This is a genomic window from Billgrantia desiderata (assembly GCF_900108215.1).
Classification (GTDB): Bacteria; Pseudomonadota; Gammaproteobacteria; order Pseudomonadales; family Halomonadaceae; genus Halomonas; species Halomonas desiderata.
In genome coordinates this window covers 90,806-109,653 of the sequence record NZ_FNVC01000015.1, presented here as the reverse complement: position 1 = coordinate 109,653, position 18,848 = coordinate 90,806, and the positions used below count along the sequence as shown (strand labels likewise).

At 65.0% G+C, this 18,848-nt stretch carries 15 protein-coding genes; 7 read left to right on the top strand and 8 right to left on the bottom strand.

Going from position 1 to position 18,848, the window contains the following annotated elements; all coding sequences use genetic code 11:
- A partial coding sequence (locus C4S71_RS14305; protein WP_235014456.1) for a DUF6444 domain-containing protein occupies nt 1–237 on the bottom strand: 237 nt, incomplete at its 3' end.
- A gap of 247 nt (nt 238–484) precedes the next feature.
- Between C4S71_RS14305 and katE the strand changes: the two genes are divergently transcribed.
- Nucleotides 485–2,635: a catalase HPII gene (gene katE / locus C4S71_RS14300; RefSeq protein ID WP_103969579.1), complete on the top strand. Its 2,151-nt coding sequence runs from the start codon at nt 485–487 to the stop codon at nt 2,633–2,635.
- A gap of 169 nt (nt 2,636–2,804) precedes the next feature.
- Here the strand turns inward: katE and gabT are convergent, their stop codons facing one another.
- Both gabT and C4S71_RS14290 read right to left on the bottom strand, forming a co-directional pair.
- Entirely contained in the window at nt 2,805–4,097 is a 1,293-nt protein-coding gene (gabT, locus tag C4S71_RS14295) for a 4-aminobutyrate--2-oxoglutarate transaminase (RefSeq protein WP_086510803.1), read from the bottom strand.
- A gap of 34 nt (nt 4,098–4,131) precedes the next feature.
- Nucleotides 4,132–5,577 carry an NAD-dependent succinate-semialdehyde dehydrogenase gene (locus C4S71_RS14290; RefSeq protein ID WP_103969578.1) on the bottom strand — a complete coding sequence of 482 codons (1,446 nt, stop codon included), beginning with the start codon at nt 5,575–5,577 and terminating at the stop codon, nt 4,132–4,134.
- 200 nt (nt 5,578–5,777) lie between these two features.
- Here C4S71_RS14290 and C4S71_RS14285 point away from each other — a divergent pair, with 200 nt between their 5' ends.
- Both C4S71_RS14285 and C4S71_RS14280 read left to right on the top strand, forming a co-directional pair.
- Complete coding sequence (locus C4S71_RS14285) at nt 5,778–8,243, top strand: DUF1266 domain-containing protein (RefSeq protein WP_103969577.1); 2,466 nt, start codon at nt 5,778–5,780, stop codon at nt 8,241–8,243.
- A gap of 321 nt (nt 8,244–8,564) precedes the next feature.
- Nucleotides 8,565–9,101, top strand: a complete 537-nt coding sequence (locus C4S71_RS14280; protein ID WP_086510806.1) for a C40 family peptidase — start codon at nt 8,565–8,567, stop codon at nt 9,099–9,101.
- Between the two features lie 144 nt (nt 9,102–9,245).
- On the opposite strand, the gene C4S71_RS14270 is transcribed toward C4S71_RS14280, so the two are convergent.
- A complete protein-coding gene (locus C4S71_RS14270; RefSeq protein ID WP_103969575.1) occupies nt 9,246–10,133 on the bottom strand; it encodes a LysR family transcriptional regulator in 888 nt (295 codons plus the stop codon).
- Between the two features lie 133 nt (nt 10,134–10,266).
- Between C4S71_RS14270 and C4S71_RS14265 the strand changes: the two genes are divergently transcribed.
- Nucleotides 10,267–11,469 (top strand): MFS transporter, encoded by a 1,203-nt coding sequence (locus tag C4S71_RS14265; protein ID WP_103969574.1) that lies wholly within the window; start codon nt 10,267–10,269, stop codon nt 11,467–11,469.
- Here the strand turns inward: C4S71_RS14265 and msrA are convergent.
- The gene (msrA, locus tag C4S71_RS14260; protein WP_103969573.1) at nt 11,455–12,072 is read right to left on the bottom strand and encodes a peptide-methionine (S)-S-oxide reductase MsrA; all 618 of its coding nucleotides are present in this window, start codon (nt 12,070–12,072) and stop codon (nt 11,455–11,457) included. The genes C4S71_RS14265 and msrA overlap by 15 nt on opposite strands.
- 105 nt (nt 12,073–12,177) lie before the next feature.
- Between msrA and C4S71_RS14255 the strand changes: the two genes are divergently transcribed.
- Together C4S71_RS14255 and C4S71_RS14250 are read left to right on the top strand one after the other, a co-directional pair.
- Nucleotides 12,178–14,397, top strand: a complete 2,220-nt coding sequence (locus C4S71_RS14255) for an FAD-dependent oxidoreductase (RefSeq protein ID WP_103969572.1) — start codon at nt 12,178–12,180, stop codon at nt 14,395–14,397.
- Complete coding sequence (locus tag C4S71_RS14250; RefSeq protein WP_086510811.1) at nt 14,390–15,016, top strand: CDP-alcohol phosphatidyltransferase family protein; 627 nt, start codon at nt 14,390–14,392, stop codon at nt 15,014–15,016. The genes C4S71_RS14255 and C4S71_RS14250 overlap by 8 nt, the downstream gene beginning before the upstream one ends.
- A 79-nt stretch (nt 15,017–15,095) precedes the next feature.
- On the opposite strand, the gene C4S71_RS14245 is transcribed toward C4S71_RS14250, so the two are convergent.
- Nucleotides 15,096–15,578, bottom strand: coding sequence for an FKBP-type peptidyl-prolyl cis-trans isomerase (locus C4S71_RS14245; protein WP_103969571.1), 483 nt, complete (start codon nt 15,576–15,578; stop codon nt 15,096–15,098).
- A 208-nt stretch (nt 15,579–15,786) separates the two neighbouring features.
- Between C4S71_RS14245 and C4S71_RS14240 the strand changes: the two genes are divergently transcribed.
- The gene (locus C4S71_RS14240) at nt 15,787–16,071 is read left to right on the top strand and encodes a hypothetical protein (protein ID WP_086510813.1); all 285 of its coding nucleotides are present in this window, start codon (nt 15,787–15,789) and stop codon (nt 16,069–16,071) included.
- A 98-nt stretch (nt 16,072–16,169) separates the two neighbouring features.
- On the opposite strand, the gene C4S71_RS14235 is transcribed toward C4S71_RS14240, so the two are convergent.
- Complete coding sequence (locus tag C4S71_RS14235) at nt 16,170–16,637, bottom strand: outer membrane lipoprotein (RefSeq protein WP_086510814.1); 468 nt, start codon at nt 16,635–16,637, stop codon at nt 16,170–16,172.
- 255 nt (nt 16,638–16,892) lie between these two features.
- The gene (locus C4S71_RS14230; RefSeq protein WP_103969583.1) at nt 16,893–18,488 is read right to left on the bottom strand and encodes an isocitrate lyase; all 1,596 of its coding nucleotides are present in this window, start codon (nt 18,486–18,488) and stop codon (nt 16,893–16,895) included.
- Nucleotides 18,489–18,848: the final 360 nt, after the last annotated feature.

Here is an 18,848-nt window from a genome sequence, read left to right as displayed (position 1 = left end):
CTGTCCGCCGGGGCGCCGCTCGCCTTTGGCGCGCGAGCGGCGCTGGCGATTGGGATCCTGGGACGGTGGCTTGCTGCTGTTGCGGCTACTGGTGGCCAGGCGATCGGCCATGAGCTTGACCAGCAGCATCAGCACATCGATGGCGGCACGCAGCGACGGCGAGACCGTCTGGTCTTCCTTGAGCTGCTGCCGGACCCGCTCCAGGGCCTCGTCGACGTTGATATCGCTGATGGTCATATCACCGCATAGGTGTGCCGAATGATGCTGTGCACTATGCCAGAAAAATCAGCTGGTTGGCGATATCCCATCCGCAGCCACCTGAATAGTTACTTCTTTTGTTGCCATAGTTTGTGGCGATTGGCGGCCTGCGGGGCTGGAACTACCTTGTCAGTCGGAGTTCGAGAAATCATAACTGCCGAGCCAAGGCGGAGCGCAAGCGTGCGCCAGGGAGGATGGATCCCACTGTCACTACAGGAGTTCGAGCATGGCGAACAACCCCCACACCACGTCCAATAGCGGCCAACCCAACGACACCGACTTCAAGACCAGCGAACACAGCAAGTCCGAGAATCTGGAGAAGTACCGCAGCGATGCCACCGGGCACGACCTGCGTACCAATCACGGCACCCGCATCGCCGACAACCACAACTCGTTGAAGGCAGGCGAGCGGGGGCCGACCCTGCTCGAGGACTTCATCTTTCGTGAGAAGCTCAACCACTTCGACAACGAGCGTATTCCGGAGCGCATCGTGCATGCCCGCGGTGCAGCGGCCCATGGCTACTTCCAGCCCTACGACAACGCCGCCCAGTACTCCAAGGCGGGGCTGTTCCAGGATCCCGGCAAGAAGACGCCGGTCTTCGTGCGCTTCTCCACCGTGCAGGGCGCGCGCGGCTCCAACGACACCGTACGCGACGTGCGCGGCTTCGCCACCAAGTTCTACACCGATGAGGGCAACTGGGATCTGGTGGCCAACAACATGCCGGTATTCTTCATACAGGATGCGATCAAGTTCCCCGACTTCGTGCATGCGGTAAAGCCCGAGCCGCACAACGAGATTCCCCAGGGGCAGTCGGCCCACGACACCTTCTGGGACTTCGTCTCGCTGATGCCCGAGTCGACCCACATGGTGCTGTGGACCATGTCCGACCGCGCCTTCCCGCGGCATTACCGCAACATGGAAGGCTTCGGCGTGCACACTTTCCGCCTGATCGACAGGCAGGGCAAGTCGCGCTTCGTCAAGTTCCACTGGAAGCCGCTGGCCGGCACCTGCTCGCTGATCTGGGACGAGGCGCAGAAGCTGTGGGGCCGCGACCCCGACTTCAATCGGCGCATGATGTGGGAGGACATCGAGAACGGCGACTTCCTCGAGTACGAGTTCGGCATCCAGGTGGTCGAGGAGGAGGACGAGCACAAGTTCGACTTCGACCTGCTCGATCCGACCAAGATCATCCCCGAGGAGCAGGTGCCGGTCATACCGATCGGCAAGATGGTGCTCAACCGCAATCCGGATAACTTTTTCGCCGAGACCGAGCAGGTCGCCTTCAACCCTGCGCATATCGTGCCGGGTATCGACTTCAGCAACGACCCGCTGCTGCAGGGGCGGCTGTTCTCCTATCTCGACACCCAGATGCTGCGCCTGGGCGGGCCCAATTTCCACGAGATCCCGATCAACCAGCCGGTGTGCCCGTTCCACAACAATCAGCGCGACTCGATGCACCGCCAGACCATCAACAAGGGGCAGGCCTCCTACGAGCCCAACTCCATCGACGGCGGCTGGCCCAGCGAGACCCCGCCAGGGCCAGAGCACGGCGGCTTCGAGTCCCACTACGAGCGCATCGATGCGCACAAGGTGCGCGCTCGCAGCCCCTCGTTCGGCGACCACTATTCCCAGGCTACGCTGTTCTGGAACAGTCAGACGGAGGTGGAGAAGGAGCACATCATCGCCGCCTACACCTTCGAGCTCTCCAAGGTGCAGCGGCCGTGGATCCGCGAGCGGGTGATCAAAGAGATCCTGCCCAACATCGATCTCGAGCTGGCCCGCCGGGTCGGCGAGAACCACGGCATCGAGACGCCGAGCGCAAAGCCTGCGCCTGCCGAGGAGCTGGGCAGGAGTTCACAGCAGGAGTCGCCCGCCCTGAGCCTGATGGCGCGCCTTCCCGGCAACATCAAGTACCGCAAGGTGGCCATCCTGGCCGCCGATGGGGTCGATGCCGGCCAGGTCGAGGCGCTCAAGCGCAAGCTCGAGGCCGAAGGCGCCGAGGGCAAGGTGATCGCCCCCAGCATGGCCCCGCTGAAAGCGGCCGACGGCAAGCCGGTGACCCCCGACGCCATGCTCAACGGCATGCCGTCGGTGGCGGTGGACGCGGTGATCGTGCCCGGTGGCAGCGACAGCGTGGATGCGCTGGCCCGCTCGGGGCTGGGTCGCTACTACGTGCAGGAAGCCTACAAGCACCTCAAGGCAATCGCCGCGGTGGGCGACGGCAAGCTCTTGCTGGATGCCGCGGACCTCCCGACGAATGAGGAGGGCGTGCTGACCGGCGCCTCGCTGGATGACGTCTTCACCGCACTGCGCGATGCCATGGCGCAGCACAGGGTGTGGGCGCGCGACCCCAAAGCCAACGACATGCCTGCCTGATAGCCTATTGCGCTCGACGATACGGCGTTGAAATCTGCCTCGAGATGCTCATTTACTAAAGTAAACTCCGCTCTCTCGTTAGATTTCGCCTTGTCTCGTCTTCGCTCATGACGGCTATCCTAGGAGGAGCGCCTGCCCGCAGCGGCAGGCGCTTTTCCGTCAGCGTATATCAGGCGGTAGCCTTGCTACCGACCAGTTCCGTGAGCGCGGCTTCGACGATGTCCAGGCCCTCTTCGAGGATCTCGTCCTCGATGGTTACTGGCATCAGGAAGCGGATGGTGTTGCCGTAGAGGCCACAGGAGAGCAGGATCAGCCCCTTCTCGCGGGCCTTCTTGCATAGCGCGGCAGCCAGATCGGCGTCCGGGGTGTGCTTGGCCTTGTCCGTCACTAGGTCGAGGGCGGCCATGGCCCCCATGTTGCGGGCGTTGTCGACGCAGTCGAAGTCGCGCTGCCACTGGGCGAAGCGCTTGGCCAGCTTGTCGCCCAGGGCCATGCTTTTCTCGAGGATGTTCTCTTCCTCGAACACGTCGAGTACCGCCAGGGTGGCGGCGCAGGAGAGCGGGTTGCCGGTATAGGTGCCGCCCAGCGAGTTGGGGCCCGAAGCGTCCATGACCTTGTCGGTGCCCACCACGGCGGAAATCGGCATGCCGTCGGCCATGCTCTTGGCCATGGTGATGATGTCCGGCTCGACGCCGCTGTGCTCGATGGCGAACAGCTTGCCGGTACGGCCGAAGCCCGACTGCACCTCGTCGACGATCATCAACATGCCGTGCTCGTCGCAGATTTCGCGGATCGCCTTGAGGAAGCTGGCCGGGGCGGGGTAGAAGCCGCCCTCGCCGAGCACCGGTTCGAGCACGATGGCGGCGGTGTCGCGGGGGTTGGCGTCGGTCTTGATCGCCATCTTCAGGCCGCGGATCGCCTCGTCCTCGCTGACGCCGTGGTAGGGCACCGGGTAGGGGGCGCGGAAGACGTTGCCCGGCATGGTGCCGAAGTCGCTGGCGTAGGGGGCGACCTTGCCGTTCATGGCCATGGTCATGAAGGTGCGGCCGTGATAGCCGCCATCGAAGCAGATCACGTTGTTCTTGCCGGTGGCGGCGCGGGCGATCTTCACCGCGTTCTCCAGCGCCTCAGCGCCGGAATTGGCCAGCATCACCTTGGCGTGGCCACGTACGGGCGTGACCTGACTGAGCTTTTCCGCCACCTTGACGTAGCCCTCATACGGCATCACGGTCTGGCAGGTGTGCATCACTTTGTCGAGCTGGGCCTTCACCGCTTCCACCACCTTGGGATGGCGATGGCCGATGTTGAGCACGCCGATGCCGCCGGCAAAGTCGATGATTCGGTTGCCGTCGGCGTCCCAGATCAGCGCGTTCTCGGCGCGGTCGGCGAACTGGGTGGCGGGGCTGGCGGCGCCGTTGGCCACGTAGCGCTGCTTGAGTTCGTTGAGCTGTGCGTTGTTCATCTTGCCTCCCTTCGTGCGTGGACGTTGCAGGCGATCAAAGGCCGCCGACACAGACGTATTTTAGTTCAGTGAATTCATCCAGGCCGTGATGTGAGCCTTCGCGACCCAGGCCCGACTCCTTGACGCCGCCGAAGGGCGCCAGCTCGGTGGAGAGAATCCCCTCGTTGACGGCCACCATGCCATATTCGAGACCCTCCATCACATGCCAGATCCGGCGATAGTCGCGGGCGTAGAAGTAGGCCGCCAGGCCGAACTCGGTGGCGTTGGCCATGGCGATGGCCTGCTCGTCGCTGTCGAAGCGGAACACCGGCGCCAGGGGGCCGAAGGTCTCCTCGCGGGCCACCCGCATCTCATCGGTGACGTCGGCGACCACGGTGGGCTGGAAGAAGGTGCCGCCGAGCGCATGGGGCTCGCCACCGCAGACCAGGCGGGCGCCCTTGGCCAGGGCGTCGGCAATGTGGGACTGCACCTTGTCCACCGCGGCCTGGTTGATCAGCGGCCCCTGTACCACGCCCTCGTCGAGGCCGTTGCCCACCTTGAGCTGAGCCACGCGTGCGGCGAGCTTCTCGACGAAGGCCTCGTAGACCCCGCTCTGTACCAGCAGACGGTTGGTGCACACGCAGGTCTGGCCGGAGTTGCGATACTTGGAAGCCACCGCACCCTCGACGGCGGCGTCCAGATCGGCGTCGTCGAAGACGATGAAGGGCGCATTGCCGCCCAGCTCCATGGAAGCCTTCTTCACCGTACCGGCGCACTGGGCGAGCAGTCGCTTGCCGACGGCGGTGGAGCCGGTGAAGGAGACCTTGCGTACCCTCGGGTCGCTGGTCAGCACTTCGCCGATCTCGGCGGGGCGGCTCGCCGTGACCACGTTGAGCACGCCGGCGGGAAAGCCGACCTGCTCGGCCAGCCTGGCCAGGGCCAGGGCGGTCAGCGGCGTGGCCTCGGCAGGCTTGATCACCACCGGGCAGCCGGCGGCCAGGGCCGGCGCACACTTGCGGGTGATCATCGCCAGCGGGAAGTTCCACGGCGTGATCGCCGCCACCACGCCGACCGGCTCGCGAAACACCAGAATGCGCTTGTCGGCACCGTGGCTCGGCAGGGTCTCGCCGGCCATGCGCTTGGCCTGTTCGGCATAGAATTCCACGAAGGAAGCGCCATAGGCCACCTCGCCGCGGGACTCGGCCAGCGGTTTGCCCTGTTCCAGGGTCATCATACGTGCCAGCGACTCCTGGTGAGCCATGATGGCATCGAACCAGGCTCGCAGCAGGGCGGTGCGCTGCTTGGCGGTCTGACGACGCCAGGCCGGCCACGCGGCCTCGGCGGCCGCCACGGCGTCGCGAGCGTCGTCTGCGCTCAGGTCGGGCACGCTGGCAAGCGTTTCCCCGTTGGCGGGATTGGTCACGTCGAATCGCCGCTCGGCGTCGCGCCACTGGCCGCCGATGAAGGCCTTGTCGCTGAAGATGTCGGCAGGGAGGGACATGGAAGCTCCGGTGTTGATTATCTTGTCTGTCGAGTGTGCATTATTTAAAACGACTCGCCAAGACCTGAGAGCACGCGTCATGAGCTTTTTTCCGCGCCAAGATCATCGGCGCGCGCGGCGCTTTCCGCTACACTAGGCGCCGGTTTCCCGGGAGAGGCGATGCCGCTCCTTCTTATGCTGGTTGAACGTCGAGGTGAGACTTGGTCGATCCCCTTTTCGCCTGGTGGGCTCAGCAGCTGGTCCTGTGCGACTGGGCCTTCGAGCCCGAACCCAACATGATCGATGCCCAGGCGGCCAGTGCCAGACTGCAGGCACTGGGCGTGGCCGATCGCGGCGAGCTGGGCTGGCGGCTCATCGAGGCCTTCGGCACCGATACGGCCGACCCGGCCCGGCTGCTGGCCGCCCTGGAGCTGCTTGCTCTGGCGGGGTCGGCCAGTTGGCTGACCGAGCCACGCCTGCGCGGCTGGTTGATGCGTCTGACCGAGGAGATCGTCAGTCGCTACGATAGCCTCGAGGAGTGGCTCGAGGCGCTGCGTCACGCCAAGAGCGCCGAGGGTTGGGTGCGCGGTGACGACGATTTCTGGGAAGCCTGCGAGGCGCTGGCGGCACTCGAGCGCGATGGCGATGGCATCACCTGGGACGCCTTGACCGCGTGGGTGGCCAAACGGCGCAAGGAGCCGCGCCCCTCGCTCTGGGCCGACGAGGAGCATGCCGGCATCTGGCGTCTGCGGGCGGCCTTCTCTCCGGTGCTGGAGGCTCCGCCTGCCGCCATCGACTGGCCCGGTGTGACGGAGTGGATGGAGCGTTACTGGCAACTGGAGAACCGCGAAGGAGCGATCCAGACCCTGCTGTGGCTAGCGGGCTATGGCCATCGACAGGGCTGGGATCTCGATGCCGCTCGTCTGTTGACGGCCTCGAGCGCCGAGCGCCAGGAGTGGCTTGCCGGCCTGGCACCCGCTGAGCGCGACTATGGCAGGGTGTTGCTGGGCTTCATCGAGCACGGCGAGCCGCTCGAGTGGGCTGCCTGGGACTGGCTGCGCATGGTCGATCTGGCTTGGGCCGGCGCCTGTGCCGGTTGGCTGAGCGTCGCCGAGGCCCAGCAGCTGGCCGCGCATGCTGCCGATCTGGTGCTGCGCCGCTACAGCGACTGGTCGGCGCTGGCGCGGGCCTACCAGCGCGGCTGCAGTCTGTTCGAAGGGCGCGACCGGCTGGGCGACATGCAGCGCGATTGGGGGCTGTTGTTCAACTCGCCGGTCAGCCCCTGGCGCATGCCGTTGCAGCAGCTGATGAGCGAAGCGGAGCGCGAGGCATCGCGTGCCTCCATCATGGCCTGGCGGCGCTCACCCAGGCACTGGGTGCTGGCACTGGCCGCGGTACGCGAGCCCGAGTTCGGCATGCGTCAAGGCGTCGCCGTGGCGATTACCGCCGAGCGGCGCGGCGATGCGCTGCGCTATCTCGAAGAGACCCTCGGCCTGCACCCCGACGAAGGTGTGCAAGCGCTCACTCGTTACTGGCTGCCTGCCCAGGCCCACCACCTCAATCAGCTGGCCGCCGATGCCGCCCACGGTATCCTGCCCGATACCGAGACGCCGTTCGGTCGTCCCAATTCCGCCGACCGGGCCATGCTCGAAGCGATGAAGCAGGGCAGTCGTCATGCGGCGACCATCCACATGGCCGAGAAGTATGCCTTCTATCTGCAGATGGCCATGGACAGCGAGGCATTCGATTCCCAGGCGCTGGAGACCTTGGCCGAGGCGCTGCGTGGCACGCTGTGCCGCTTCTATCCCGATGCCCGGCGCCTGCTGGAGGCCTGGGCGCAGTGGGAGACGCTGCTGCCCGAAGGCGAGCATCCCCCTTTGATCCATGAGATTCGCTGGCACCTGGAGGACCCGGGCAGCCCGTTCCACTGGCTCGACTGGCACTCTTCCCAGTGGCATGAGCCGGGGCCTCGCCCCACGTTGTCGCGCTTCACGGCCATGGCGTTGGTGGGGCCGCTCAACAATGCCGCCTGGAGCGAGCCGCATGTGGAGAGCGAGCGTGAGGCGGCATCCATTCGAGAGTGGATCGACGGCCATTACGGCTTGCATGGACGGCGCGAACTCGCCGAGTTTCTCGATTTTCTGCTCGAGGCGGGCGATCGGCAGGAATATCAGATCAACTACGCCCCCTATACCTTGAATGGCCAGCGGCTGGCCTCGGAGATCGCCATGCTGGAGAGCGGCGACTGCAGCGAAGAGGATCGCAACCACCTGCTGCGTCTGCAGCGGGTTCGCGACAACACCGATGGCTGCAACGAGCTGGACATGACCGCCTGGGACGTGGCCCAGGCGGTGGATCTGGCCATTGCCGGAAGACAGTTGGGCTGGCTCGACGACGACGCCTTCAGCCGTGTGCTGGAACGGGCCCATGGGCTGGCCGCGGCACACTACGGCAGCTGGACGGCCTATGCCAGCGGGCTCTACGCCGGGTTCTCGTTCTTCATGGGGGAGACCCCCGAGCGGGAGGCCTTCCTGGGCAGCTTCCGCCAGGCCCTGGTGGCGTGGCTTTCGGGGGCGCCACCGTTGACGGGCCCCTGGGCTAGCCTGGACTTTCCCGGGGCGAGACCGCGCCATTGGGCACCTATGCATATCGACACGTTACCGGGCGATGTCAAAACGCTACATTAGGGCTCGCTCCGGTCGGGAAGTGTGGTTTATAGTCAGCAAGTTTATTGAAACCGGCTCCCCGCTGAGGGGGCTTGGAAACGGCTAAATCGCGAGCCAACGCAAGGCCGCTTTGGCAGTGGTACGGGCGATACGTCGCCAGGCATCACTACCACAGCGATCCTCTCGGGCAGTCAGGTAGAGCTTCTTGCTCGACCCGGGCATGCGTGCGGCTCAGGGAAACGAGGACCTCGCAAGATGGTAGCCACGGGATCGAGTCGTATCGCTCTACTCGGTGTATTGTTGGCGTTGTTGTCCGGATGTGCTGGCCCATCGAAAACGTCGTTGGAGGCGCCCGACGACTACTTTGCACGACAGTTGCCCGGCATGTCGTCCTCCTTCAATCCGATGATGTCTCCGGTGGACAATCCCATCCTCCGGGTCAGCAGCCTGCACAACCCGCCGCCCGAGCTGATCCGCGAAGCGCTGCTGGCGCAGCACGAGCGCTGGGCCGGGACCCCTTACCGGATCGGTGGTACCGGTCGCAACGGGATCGACTGCTCGGCGTTGGTGCAGACGATCTTCAGCGAAACCTTCCGCCTGCAACTGCCGCGTTCCACCGGCGAGCAGGTGCGTCAGGGCACCGAGATCTCCCGCGATGAGCTGCAGGTCGGCGACCTGGTCTTCTTCCGTCCGCCGGGCCGCTACGACCACGTGGGCATCTACGTCGGCGACGGCTACTTCCTGCACGCCTCCACGTCCCGGGGTGTGAGGCTCTCGCAGCTCGGCAACAGCTACTGGCAGCGCTATTACTGGCAGGCGCGCCGGACCCTGGAACCGACTACGCTGGCACAGCGCGTCACCGAACCGGGCGAGGGCTGAGAAGCATCTCTGGCTACCCCTCAAGAAGCGTCAGCGCGATGGCCAGGCAAGGCAAAAATCGGCAAGAAGGCGGAGTTTACTGGGGTAAATGACAACTTCGCGCCGATTTTTAACGCAGCATGGCCGAGAGCTGGCGCTTCACTCTTACAAGACCTCGCGGTGAGCGATGACGTACTCCACGAAGGCGCTCTCCGCTCGCGACAGGTAGGCGTCCTGCGCCCAGGCCAGTGACAGGTCGAGCCACGCCGGGTTGGCAAAGGAGACCGCTGCGAGTCCGGGTTCGTCCACCACCCGGCGCAGGAAGGTGGTGATGCCGAAGCCCTGACGCACGATGGCCTTGGTCAGCGGTATCAGGTTCGACTGGAAGGCCACGTTGGCCGTGAGCCCTGTCTGGCGCGACAGGGCCTCGACGAACTCGCGATGAAAGTAGCCGTCCTGGAACAGCACCAGCGGCTCCTGAAAGAACTCTTCCGCCATCACGCTGCGGCGCCTGGCAAAGGCGTGGGTGCGCGGCACGCAAACCACCATCTCTTCACGGGTCAGATGCTGCCGCTGCATGGGCCGGCTCTGCTCGTCATCGACCACGACCCCCAAGTCCAGCTCGCCCGCGGCAATCATGCGCTGCAGCCGGCGTGCGCCGGCTTCCACCACGGTGAGTCGAATACCGGGATGCTGTGCCTTGAAACCCATCAGCAGCGGCGGGAAGTAGTAGGAGCCGAGCATCGAGGGGATACCGATGCGCACCTCGCCCTTGACCAGACCGTGCAGCTCGCGCATGGCCAGGTGGGTGCTCTCGGCGCGTTCGAGCAGTTCGCGGGCATGGGCGTACAGCTCCTCCCCTTCCGGCGTCAGGGTGATACGCCGCTCGTGGCGGTGGAACAGGATCAGCTCCAACTGGCGTTCGAGGTTGGCGATCGTCTGGCTGATGGCGGACTGTGCCACGTGAAGCTCGCGGGCGGCAGCGCTGAAACCGGCGCGGTCGGCGACGGTGACGAAGACCCGCAGGGCGCGTAAGTCGAAGGGCAGGGCCATGGCGCTTCCTGATAAGCACGATCATGAGAACGGTGATAAGAATAACAGATGACTGCGATCTTTTTATTCTGTTTGGCTTATCATATGTCATGGCGGATCATGAGCGCCAAGCTTCCCCACTCAGGAAACCGGCATGATATCTGCGCGTTCCCCCGCTTGGTGGCGGGCCACTCTGGCGCTCTGTCTCGGCTCCATTCTGGTGTTCGTCAATCTCTATGCGCCGCAGCCGCTGCTGCCGGACCTGCGCCAGGCCTATGGCGTCTCGACCCTGGCCGTGAGTCTGATCATGTCGGTTGCCACCCTGGCCCTGGCGGGGGCACTGCTGGTGTTCGGCCCCCTGTCCGATGCCATTGGCCGCGGTGGCATCATGCGGGTGACGCTGCTGCTGACCGGGCTCTGTTCGCTGGGCCTGGCCTTCGCGCCCAACTTCGAGACCCTGCTGGCGCTGCGCCTGGTTCAGGGCTTCGTGCTCGGTGGGCTGCCGGCGGTGGCCATTGCCTGGATGGGCGACGAGTTCGACCGGCCGGCGTTGATGGCGGCCGTGGGGCTCTACATCGGTGCCAACACCCTGGGCGGCATCGGTGGGCGGCTGATCGGCGGTGGCATCGGCGAGCTGGGGGGCGCCAGTGCCGGCTTTCTGGCGGTGGGGCTGGTGACCCTGACAGGGGTGGCCCTGTTCTGGAGGCTGCTGCCGCCACCGCGCCAGTTCAAGCCGCGGCGCTTCGAGCTGAGCGGCGCACTGGCCGATCTGGGCGGGCATTTGCGCCATCCGCTGCTGCTGGCCGCCTACCTGCTGGGCGGCATCAACTTTCTCATCTTCATCAATCAGTACAGCTACATCACCTTCCGCCTGGCCGATGAGCCGTTCGGGCTCAGCGCCCGCTGGCTGGGCATGATCTTCCTGACCTACCTGGGCGGAACCTTCAGCTCGGCGCTCTCCGGCCGCCTGACACGCCACTTCAGCCAGCCGGCCTGCATGGCGCTGGGCATTCTCATCCTGATGGCCGGAACCCTCATTACCCTGGCCGACTCGCTGGCCTGGATCATTGCCGGTTTGACCGTCAATGCGGTGGGCTTCTTTCTCGCCCACTCCATGGCGTCGAGCTGGGTCAGTCGTCAGGCGGAGCGGGCGAGGGGCAGCGCCTCGGCGCTCTACCTGGTGTTCTACTACCTGGGAGCGAGTCTTGGCAGCCTGTGGCTGGAGCCGTTCTGGCAGCGCGGCGGCTGGTTCGGCGTGGCGATCGGTTCCTGGCTGCTGCTCAGCCTGACGTTCGCCATCGCGCTGTGGCTGTGGCGCGGCGAGCGTGGCTTCGAGCGCCTGTCAGCGTTGCGATAGTCCGCCGGCTTCGTCGCCCCACACCTGCTCCAGGCGGCGTTCGCGCCCGCAGGCCGCCTTGTAGTAGTTGTAGCGCACCGGATTCTTGCGATAGTAATCCTGGTGATACTCCTCGGCAGGATAGAAGACCTCGAAGGGGGAGATCTCGGTGGCGATGTCGCGCTCGAAGCGCACGGCGAGTTCGTCGCGGGTGGCCTCGGCCAGCTCGCGTTCCGCGTCGCTGGCGTAGAAGATCGCGCTGCGATAGGCCTCGCCCACGTCGCAGAACTGACGGTCGACGGCAAACGGATCGATGTTGCGCCAGAACACGTGCAGCAGCGTGGCATAGTCGACCGCCGCGGGGTCGTACTCCACCAAGACCACTTCGGCATGACCGGTGTTGCCGGCCACTACCTGCTGATAGCTGGGGTTCTCGACGTTCCCGCCGCTGAAGCCGGAAGTCGTGGCGGTCACGCCCTCCACCTTGTCGAAGGCCTCCTCGACGCACCAGAAGCAGCCGCCGCCGAACACGGCGGTGGCAGTTTCACTGCTGGCCATGCCCTTTGCCCAGGGCAGCGCCAACAGCACTGCGCCAGCCAGGGCCAGGCTTCGTATCCCGATCATGACGGTTCGCCTCTTGGGGTTCGTATCGTTGTGTAAGGTTGGAAGCTGTCAAGCGACTGAGGTTCCGTATAACCTCTGTTTAAAGTCACTGCACCGGAGTCACCCGTGACGCGCCGCCGTCTTGTGCTTGTTCTCGTCCTGCTTACCATCGTAGCGCTCTTTTTTCTCAGCGGCGCCAACGAGCTGCTGACCCTGGCCAACCTGCAAGCCGAGCAGGCCCGTTTTCAGGCCTGGCTGGCCGAAGAGCCGGTCGTGGTCGTGGGTGGCTTCTTCGCGCTTTACGTGCTCATGGCCGCGCTGTCGCTGCCCGGGGCAACGCTGCTGACGGTGCTGGGCGGGGCGCTGTTCGGCTTCGGCTGGGGGCTGCTGATCATCTCCTTCGCCAGTACCCTGGGCGCTACGCTGGCGGCGCTGATCGCCCGCACCCTGGCCCGGGCGCCGCTGGAGAAGCGCTTCGCACCGCAGCTCGAGCGCATCAATGCGGGCATTCGACGTGAGGGCGCCTTCTATCTCTTCACCCTGCGCCTGATCCCCCTGTTTCCCTTCTTCGTCATCAATCTGGTGGTGGGGCTCACCCGCATGCGCTTGTGGACCTTCTACTGGGTCAGCCAGCTGGGCATGCTGCCGGGCACTGCCGTGTTCGTGAATGCCGGCCGTGAACTCGGCAATCTGCAGTCGCTCTCCGACATCCTCTCGCCCGGGCTGGTCGGTTCGTTCGTGCTGATCGGACTGTTCCCCTGGCTGGCGCGGGGCCTGGTAGCCATCGTCAAGCGTCGTCGGCTGGCGCTGCGTCATGCGCGTCCGACACGCTTCGATTACGACATCGTGGTGATCGGCGCGGGCTCCGCTGGCCTGGTGGCCAGCTATATCGCGGCGGCGGTCAAGGCCCGGGTGGCGCTGGTGGAGCGCGACCGCCTGGGCGGCGACTGCCTGAATACCGGCTGCGTGCCGTCCAAGGCGCTGATTCGCGCGGCGCGGGCTGCGGCGGAGGTGCGCGATGCCGGCCGCTACGGTATCCAGGCCGACGAACCCCGGGTCGACTTCGGCGCCGTGATGGCGCACGTGCGGCGTGCCGTCCGCGACGTGGAGCCCCACGACAGCCGGGAGCGCTACGAGGGCCTCGGGGTCGAGGTACTGGCGGGAGAGGCGCGGCTCGACGATCCCTGGCGCGTCCGGGTCCGCGCAGCCGATGGTGAGCGTGTGCTGACCACCCGACACGTGATCGTGGCCAGCGGCGCGAGTCCGAAGGTGCCGCCGCTGCCTGGCCTCGAGACCATCGAGGTGCTGACCTCGGACAATCTGTGGCAGCTCGAGGCCCTTCCCGAGCGCCTGGTGGTGCTGGGCGGCGGCCCCATCGGCTGCGAGCTGGGGCAGAGCTTCGCCCGCCTGGGCAGTCGGGTGAGCCTGGTCGAGATGGGGCCTCAACTGCTGCCACGGGAGGACGTCGATGCCGCCGACCTGCTGCGTCAGCGCCTCGTCAGCGAAGGCGTGGAGCTATGGCTCGACACCTGTGCGCTGCGCGTCGGGCCGGGCGCCGATGACGCGCATGTGCTGGAGGTGGAGCGTCGCCTCCCCTCGGGCGAGATCGAGATGCATAGGCTGCCGTTCGATCGCCTGCTGGTAGCGGTGGGGCGCCAGGCCAACGTGACCGGCCTCGGGCTCGAAGCGCTGGGGGTGGAGACGAATGCCGATGGCACTCTGGCGGTGGACGAAAGTCTGCAGACGGTGCTGCCCAATGTCTGGGCCTGTGGCGACGTGGCCGGGCCGTTCCAACTGACCCATGCCAGCGCTCACCAGGCCTGGCATGCCACGGTGAATGCGCTGTTCGGTGAGCTGAAGCGCTTTCGGGTCAGCTATCGAGCGCTGCCGGCGGTCACCTTCACCGAACCCGAGGTGGCCCGGGTCGGCCTCAGCGAACGCGAGGCGCGCCGTCAGGGCGTCGAGTTCGAGGTCACGCGCTATTCGCTCGCCGAGCTGGACCGGGCCATCACCGAGGGACGCACCGAAGGATTCGTCAAGGTACTGACGGTGCCGGGCCGGGATCGCATTCTCGGTGCCAGCGTGGTGGGGCAGGGGGCCGGCGAGCTGCTGGCCGAGTTCACCCTGGCGATGACCCACGGCATCGGGCTGAACAAGCTGCTGGGCACGGTGCATCCGTACCCCACCTGGTCCGAGGCGGCCAAGGCCACGGCCGGTCTATGGAAGAACGCGCACAAGCCCGAGCGGCTGCTGCGCTGGCTGGCACGCTACTTCGCCTGGCGGCGTGGGGTCCATCGAAGCGAGACGAGGGCGGCCTCGACGGAGACGAGGAGGAAGGATGCTTGATCGTTGGACCATGCCGCTGGTGCAGGCCCCGCTGCAGGTCGTGGCAGGCTGGCTGCAGCGTTGCAACGTTCGCCCCGACCGGGTGACGCTGGTGTCGTTTGGCATCGGCATGCTCAGCCTGCCGCTGCTGGCGCTGGAGTTCTACCTCGTGGCCCTGGCCGCGATCCTGCTCAATCGGGTGGGCGACGGCGTGGATGGCGCCCTGGCACGGCTCACGGGCAAGGCGAGCGATGCCGGGGGCTTTCTCGACATCGGCCTCGACTTCGTCTTCTATGCCGCCGTGGTGCTGGGGTTCGCCCTGGCCGATCCGGCAGCCAATGCGCTGGCCGCCGCCTTCCTGCTGTTTGCCTTCATCGGCACCGGGACGTCGTTTCTGGCCTTTGCCATCATGGCCACCCGGCACGGGCTCGAGCGTCCGCGTTTCCAGCGCAAGGCGTTCTACTATCTGCATGGCTTGACCGAGGGCACGGAAACCATTCTGGCTTTCGTGCTCTTCTGCCTGTGGCCGAACCATTTCGCCCTGCTGGCCACGCTGTTTGCCGTGGCGTGCCTGATCACTACCGCCACGCGGCTGTGGGGTGGCTACCGCACCCTGCGGCGGCTCGAAGAGACGCTGTGACCCCCAGGCCGGCAGCAAAGAAAAGAGGGCAGCGCGTGGCTGCCCTCCTCGGGATGACTCTCGAGCGTCACGCGGTGGCTCAGTGCTCGACGCCGCCTTCACCGTGCACGTGGCCGTGCTCGATCTCTTCCTGGCTGGCTTCGCGTACGGTAGCGATCTCGACGTCGAAGTTGAGCTTCTGGCCGGCCAGCGGATGGTTGCCGTCGACGGTGACGGTATCGCCTTCCACCTTGGTCACGGTGACCATCAGCGGGCCGCCTTGCGTCTGGGCCTGGAACTGCATTCCCGGCTCGACGGACTCGACGCCCTGGAAGGCATCGCGCGGAACTTCCTGCACCAGCTGCGGCTGCACCTCGCCGTAACCCTCTTCGGGGGAGACGGTCACATTGAGCTTTTCACCGGCTTCACGCCCTTCCAATTGCTTCTCGAGACCGGGAATGATGTTGCCGGCACCGTGGAGATAAGTCAGCGGCTGACGACCTTCCGAGCTGTCCAGCACTTCACCTGCATCGTTGGTCAGGGTGTAGTGAAACGCGACGACTGAATTCTGCGCAATCTGCATTGATGAACCTTTCGGTGAGTGCATGTAGGGACCATGGTAACGCGCGATGCCGGAGCTGTCAGGGGGGATGCGGTTTTTTCAGCTTTGGCCGGCTCCTCCTGAGTTCCGTTCACGCCTTTTTGACGAGTTGCGCAGCATGAGCCTCGCGGCTACCCTAGCGTGACTCAAAATTTCCGTCCCACTTCTAACTTTGATTGGAGCCGTGCCCATGACCGAAATCGTGATCTGGCTGATTGCCTTTGCCCTGATTCTGTTCTTCAGCATCAAGCTGTGGGAGGCGACCGTCAGTGCCGCTTTGAACAAGGTGGTGCCACGTGTCATCAAGAGCGATGACGGCAACCGCTGGGTGTGGAGCGTGGCGCTTGCCGTGCTGGGTGCCACCGCGCTGGTGCGTCCCATCGACATGCTGCTGACTCTGATCGTGATCGCCCTGCTGGGCTTGATTGGCTGGAAGCTGGTGTGCTGGGCCATGGGGCGGGCCAACTTCCACTGAGATGGCTTCTCATCGAACGCAACTGGCCCGCGGCATTCGCCGCGGGCCAGTTGCGTTTTACGCTGAGAAAGGGCGCTGAGACTGGCTGTCTCGAACGGTCAGTAGGGCGCCACGGTGACGTTGGCACCGCTGCCGATCATGCGTACCCGCTGCCCGACCTGGAACGGACGGTCGGCCTTCTGCACGATCACCACGTTCTGACCGTCGTCGCGGCGGATCTCCATCTCCCAGGCGCGCACGCGGTTGGTCGACTCTTCGATGGCGCTACCCGCCACTGCGCCACCGATCACGCCAGCGGCGGTGGCCAGCTGCCGGCCGGAACCGCCGCCCACCTGACGACCGAGCAGACCACCGACCACGGCACCGCCGCCGGTACCGATGATGCCGCCCGCACGGCTGTCGGCCTGGACCTGCACCTGGCGCAGCGCGGTGATGGTGCCGAACGTCACGGTCTGGGCGGTGCCAGCCTGGGTGCCGCGGTAGACATCGCCGCCCATGGTTGAGGTGTTGGCACAGCCGGCCAGGGTCAGCATGCCGATAGCCAGCACGGGAAGAAGACGCTTCATGTACACCTCCTGAAGGCAAGCCGATAGCGCATTGGGGAATCGTCTTTGCCATTGTTTAGGGAAACACTGTTTGCTAACTAGCTTAGCCACTCATGCTTCATTTGACCAGAGCCAAGTGCTGCAAGTGCCGCTCACAGCGGCAGAAAAAGGGGTAAACATTGTGCAAGCTGAGGGCGGCAGCGCCGGAGGGCGTGACGAAAAAAGGGAGGCACGAGGCCTCCCAAGGGTTCCAGTCGTTCTACCGTATCGCCATGCTCAGCCGAACTGGTTCATGGTGTTGTCCTTGCCGCCGGCCTTGAGTGCCGCCTCGCCGTGGAAGAACTCCTTGTGGTCGTCCCCGATGTTGGAGCCGGCCATGTCCTGATGCTTGACCGTGGCGATGCCTTCACGGATCTCGCGGCGCTGTACGCCCGCCACGTAGGCCAGCATGCCCTCGGCGCCGAAGTAACCCTTGGCCAGGTTGTCGGTGGACAGGGCGGCGGTGTGGTAGGTCGGCAGCGTGATCAGGTGGTGGAAGATGCCGGCCTCGCGGGCCGCGTCGCGCTGGAAGTTCTGAGTCCACTCGTCCGCCAGCTTGCCAAGCTCGGTGCTGTCGTACTCGGCGCTCATCAGGTTGGCGCGGTCGTAGGCCGAGACATCCTTGCCTTCCTTCTCCCAGGCATCGAATACCTGCTGACGGAAGTTGAGCGTCCAGTTGAAGGAGGGCGAGTTGTTGTAGACCAGCTTGGCGTCCGGCACCACCTGGCGAATGCGGTCCACCATGCCCTTGATCTGGCCGACGTGGGGCTTCTCGGTCTCGATCCACAGCAGGTCGGCGCCGTTCTGCAGGCTGGTGATACAGTCGAGTACCACGCGGTCTTCGCCGGTGCCGGGCTTGAACTGGTACAGGCCGGAAGCCAGACGCTTGACCTTGACCAGCTTGCCGTTCTGCTTGATCACCACGTCGCCGTTGTCGATGTCGGTAGCGCTTTCGATCACGTCACCGTCGAGGAAGCTGTTGTACTGGTCGCCCAGATCGCCCGGCTCCTTGGTCACGGCGATCTTCTGGGTCAGGCCGGCGCCCAGGGAGTCGGTGCGGGCGACGATCACGCCGTCATCCACGCCCAGTTCGAGGAAGGCGTAGCGCACGGCATTGATCTTGGCCAGGAAGTCCTCGTGGGGCACGGTGACCTTGCCGTCCTGATGGCCGCACTGCTTCTCGTCGGAAACCTGGTTCTCGAGCTGGATACAGCAGGCGCCCGCCTCGATCATCTTCTTGGCCAGCAGATAGGTGGCCTCGGCGTTACCGAAACCGGCATCGATGTCGGCGATGATCGGCACCACGTGGGTCTCGTGGTTGTCGATCTTGGCGATCAGTGCCTCGGCCTTGGCCTTGTCGCCGGCCTTCTGGGCCGCTTCGAGATCGCGGAACAGGTGGTTGAGCTCCCAGGCGTCGGCCTGGCGCAGGAAGGTGTAGAGCTCTTCGATCAGACCCGGCACGCTGGTCTTCTCGTGCATGGACTGGTCGGGCAGCGGGCCGAACTCGGAGCGCAGGGCGGCGACCATCCAGCCGGAGAGGTAGAGGTAGCGACGCTTGGTGGTGCCGAAGTGCTTCTTGATCGAAATCAGCTTCTGCTGACCGATGAAACCGTGCCAGCAGCCCAGCGACTGGGTGTACTGTGAGCTGTCGGCGTCGTAGGCGGCCATGTCCTCGCGCATGATCTTGGCGGTGTACTTGGCAATATCCAGACCGGTCTTGAAGCGGTTCTGGGCACGCATGCGGGCGGCATTCTCGGGGCTGATGCTGGCCCACTTGCCTTGCTGGGCTTCACGCAGTTGAGCCAGTGCCTTGATGTCGTCTTTGTATGACATGTTGCCATCCTTCCGATCTGAGGTGGGGTCTTCGGCTTCGATTGCCATGCGGCGGCGCTCGCTGCCTCGTCAGTTGGCGGCATTCGACCGGACTTCCCGGACTATGCTGCACCTGCGAAGTCATGTCAGAGTCAACCAGAACGTCCTGCTTGTCTCTACGGCGTTGGTCGAACTCAGATGAACGTTAAGACGCTTACTGTTTTCGACACATTGCGAACGTTATCGAACGGTCGTTTTAACTTCGCCTTGATATCACTATGCCGCATGAAGACTGAGTCTCACAATCATCACTTGGGGGCAGGTAGGGTTGTAGTTCGACTACAAGACCATGGCTTTACGCCTGAATCCTGTAGTCGAATT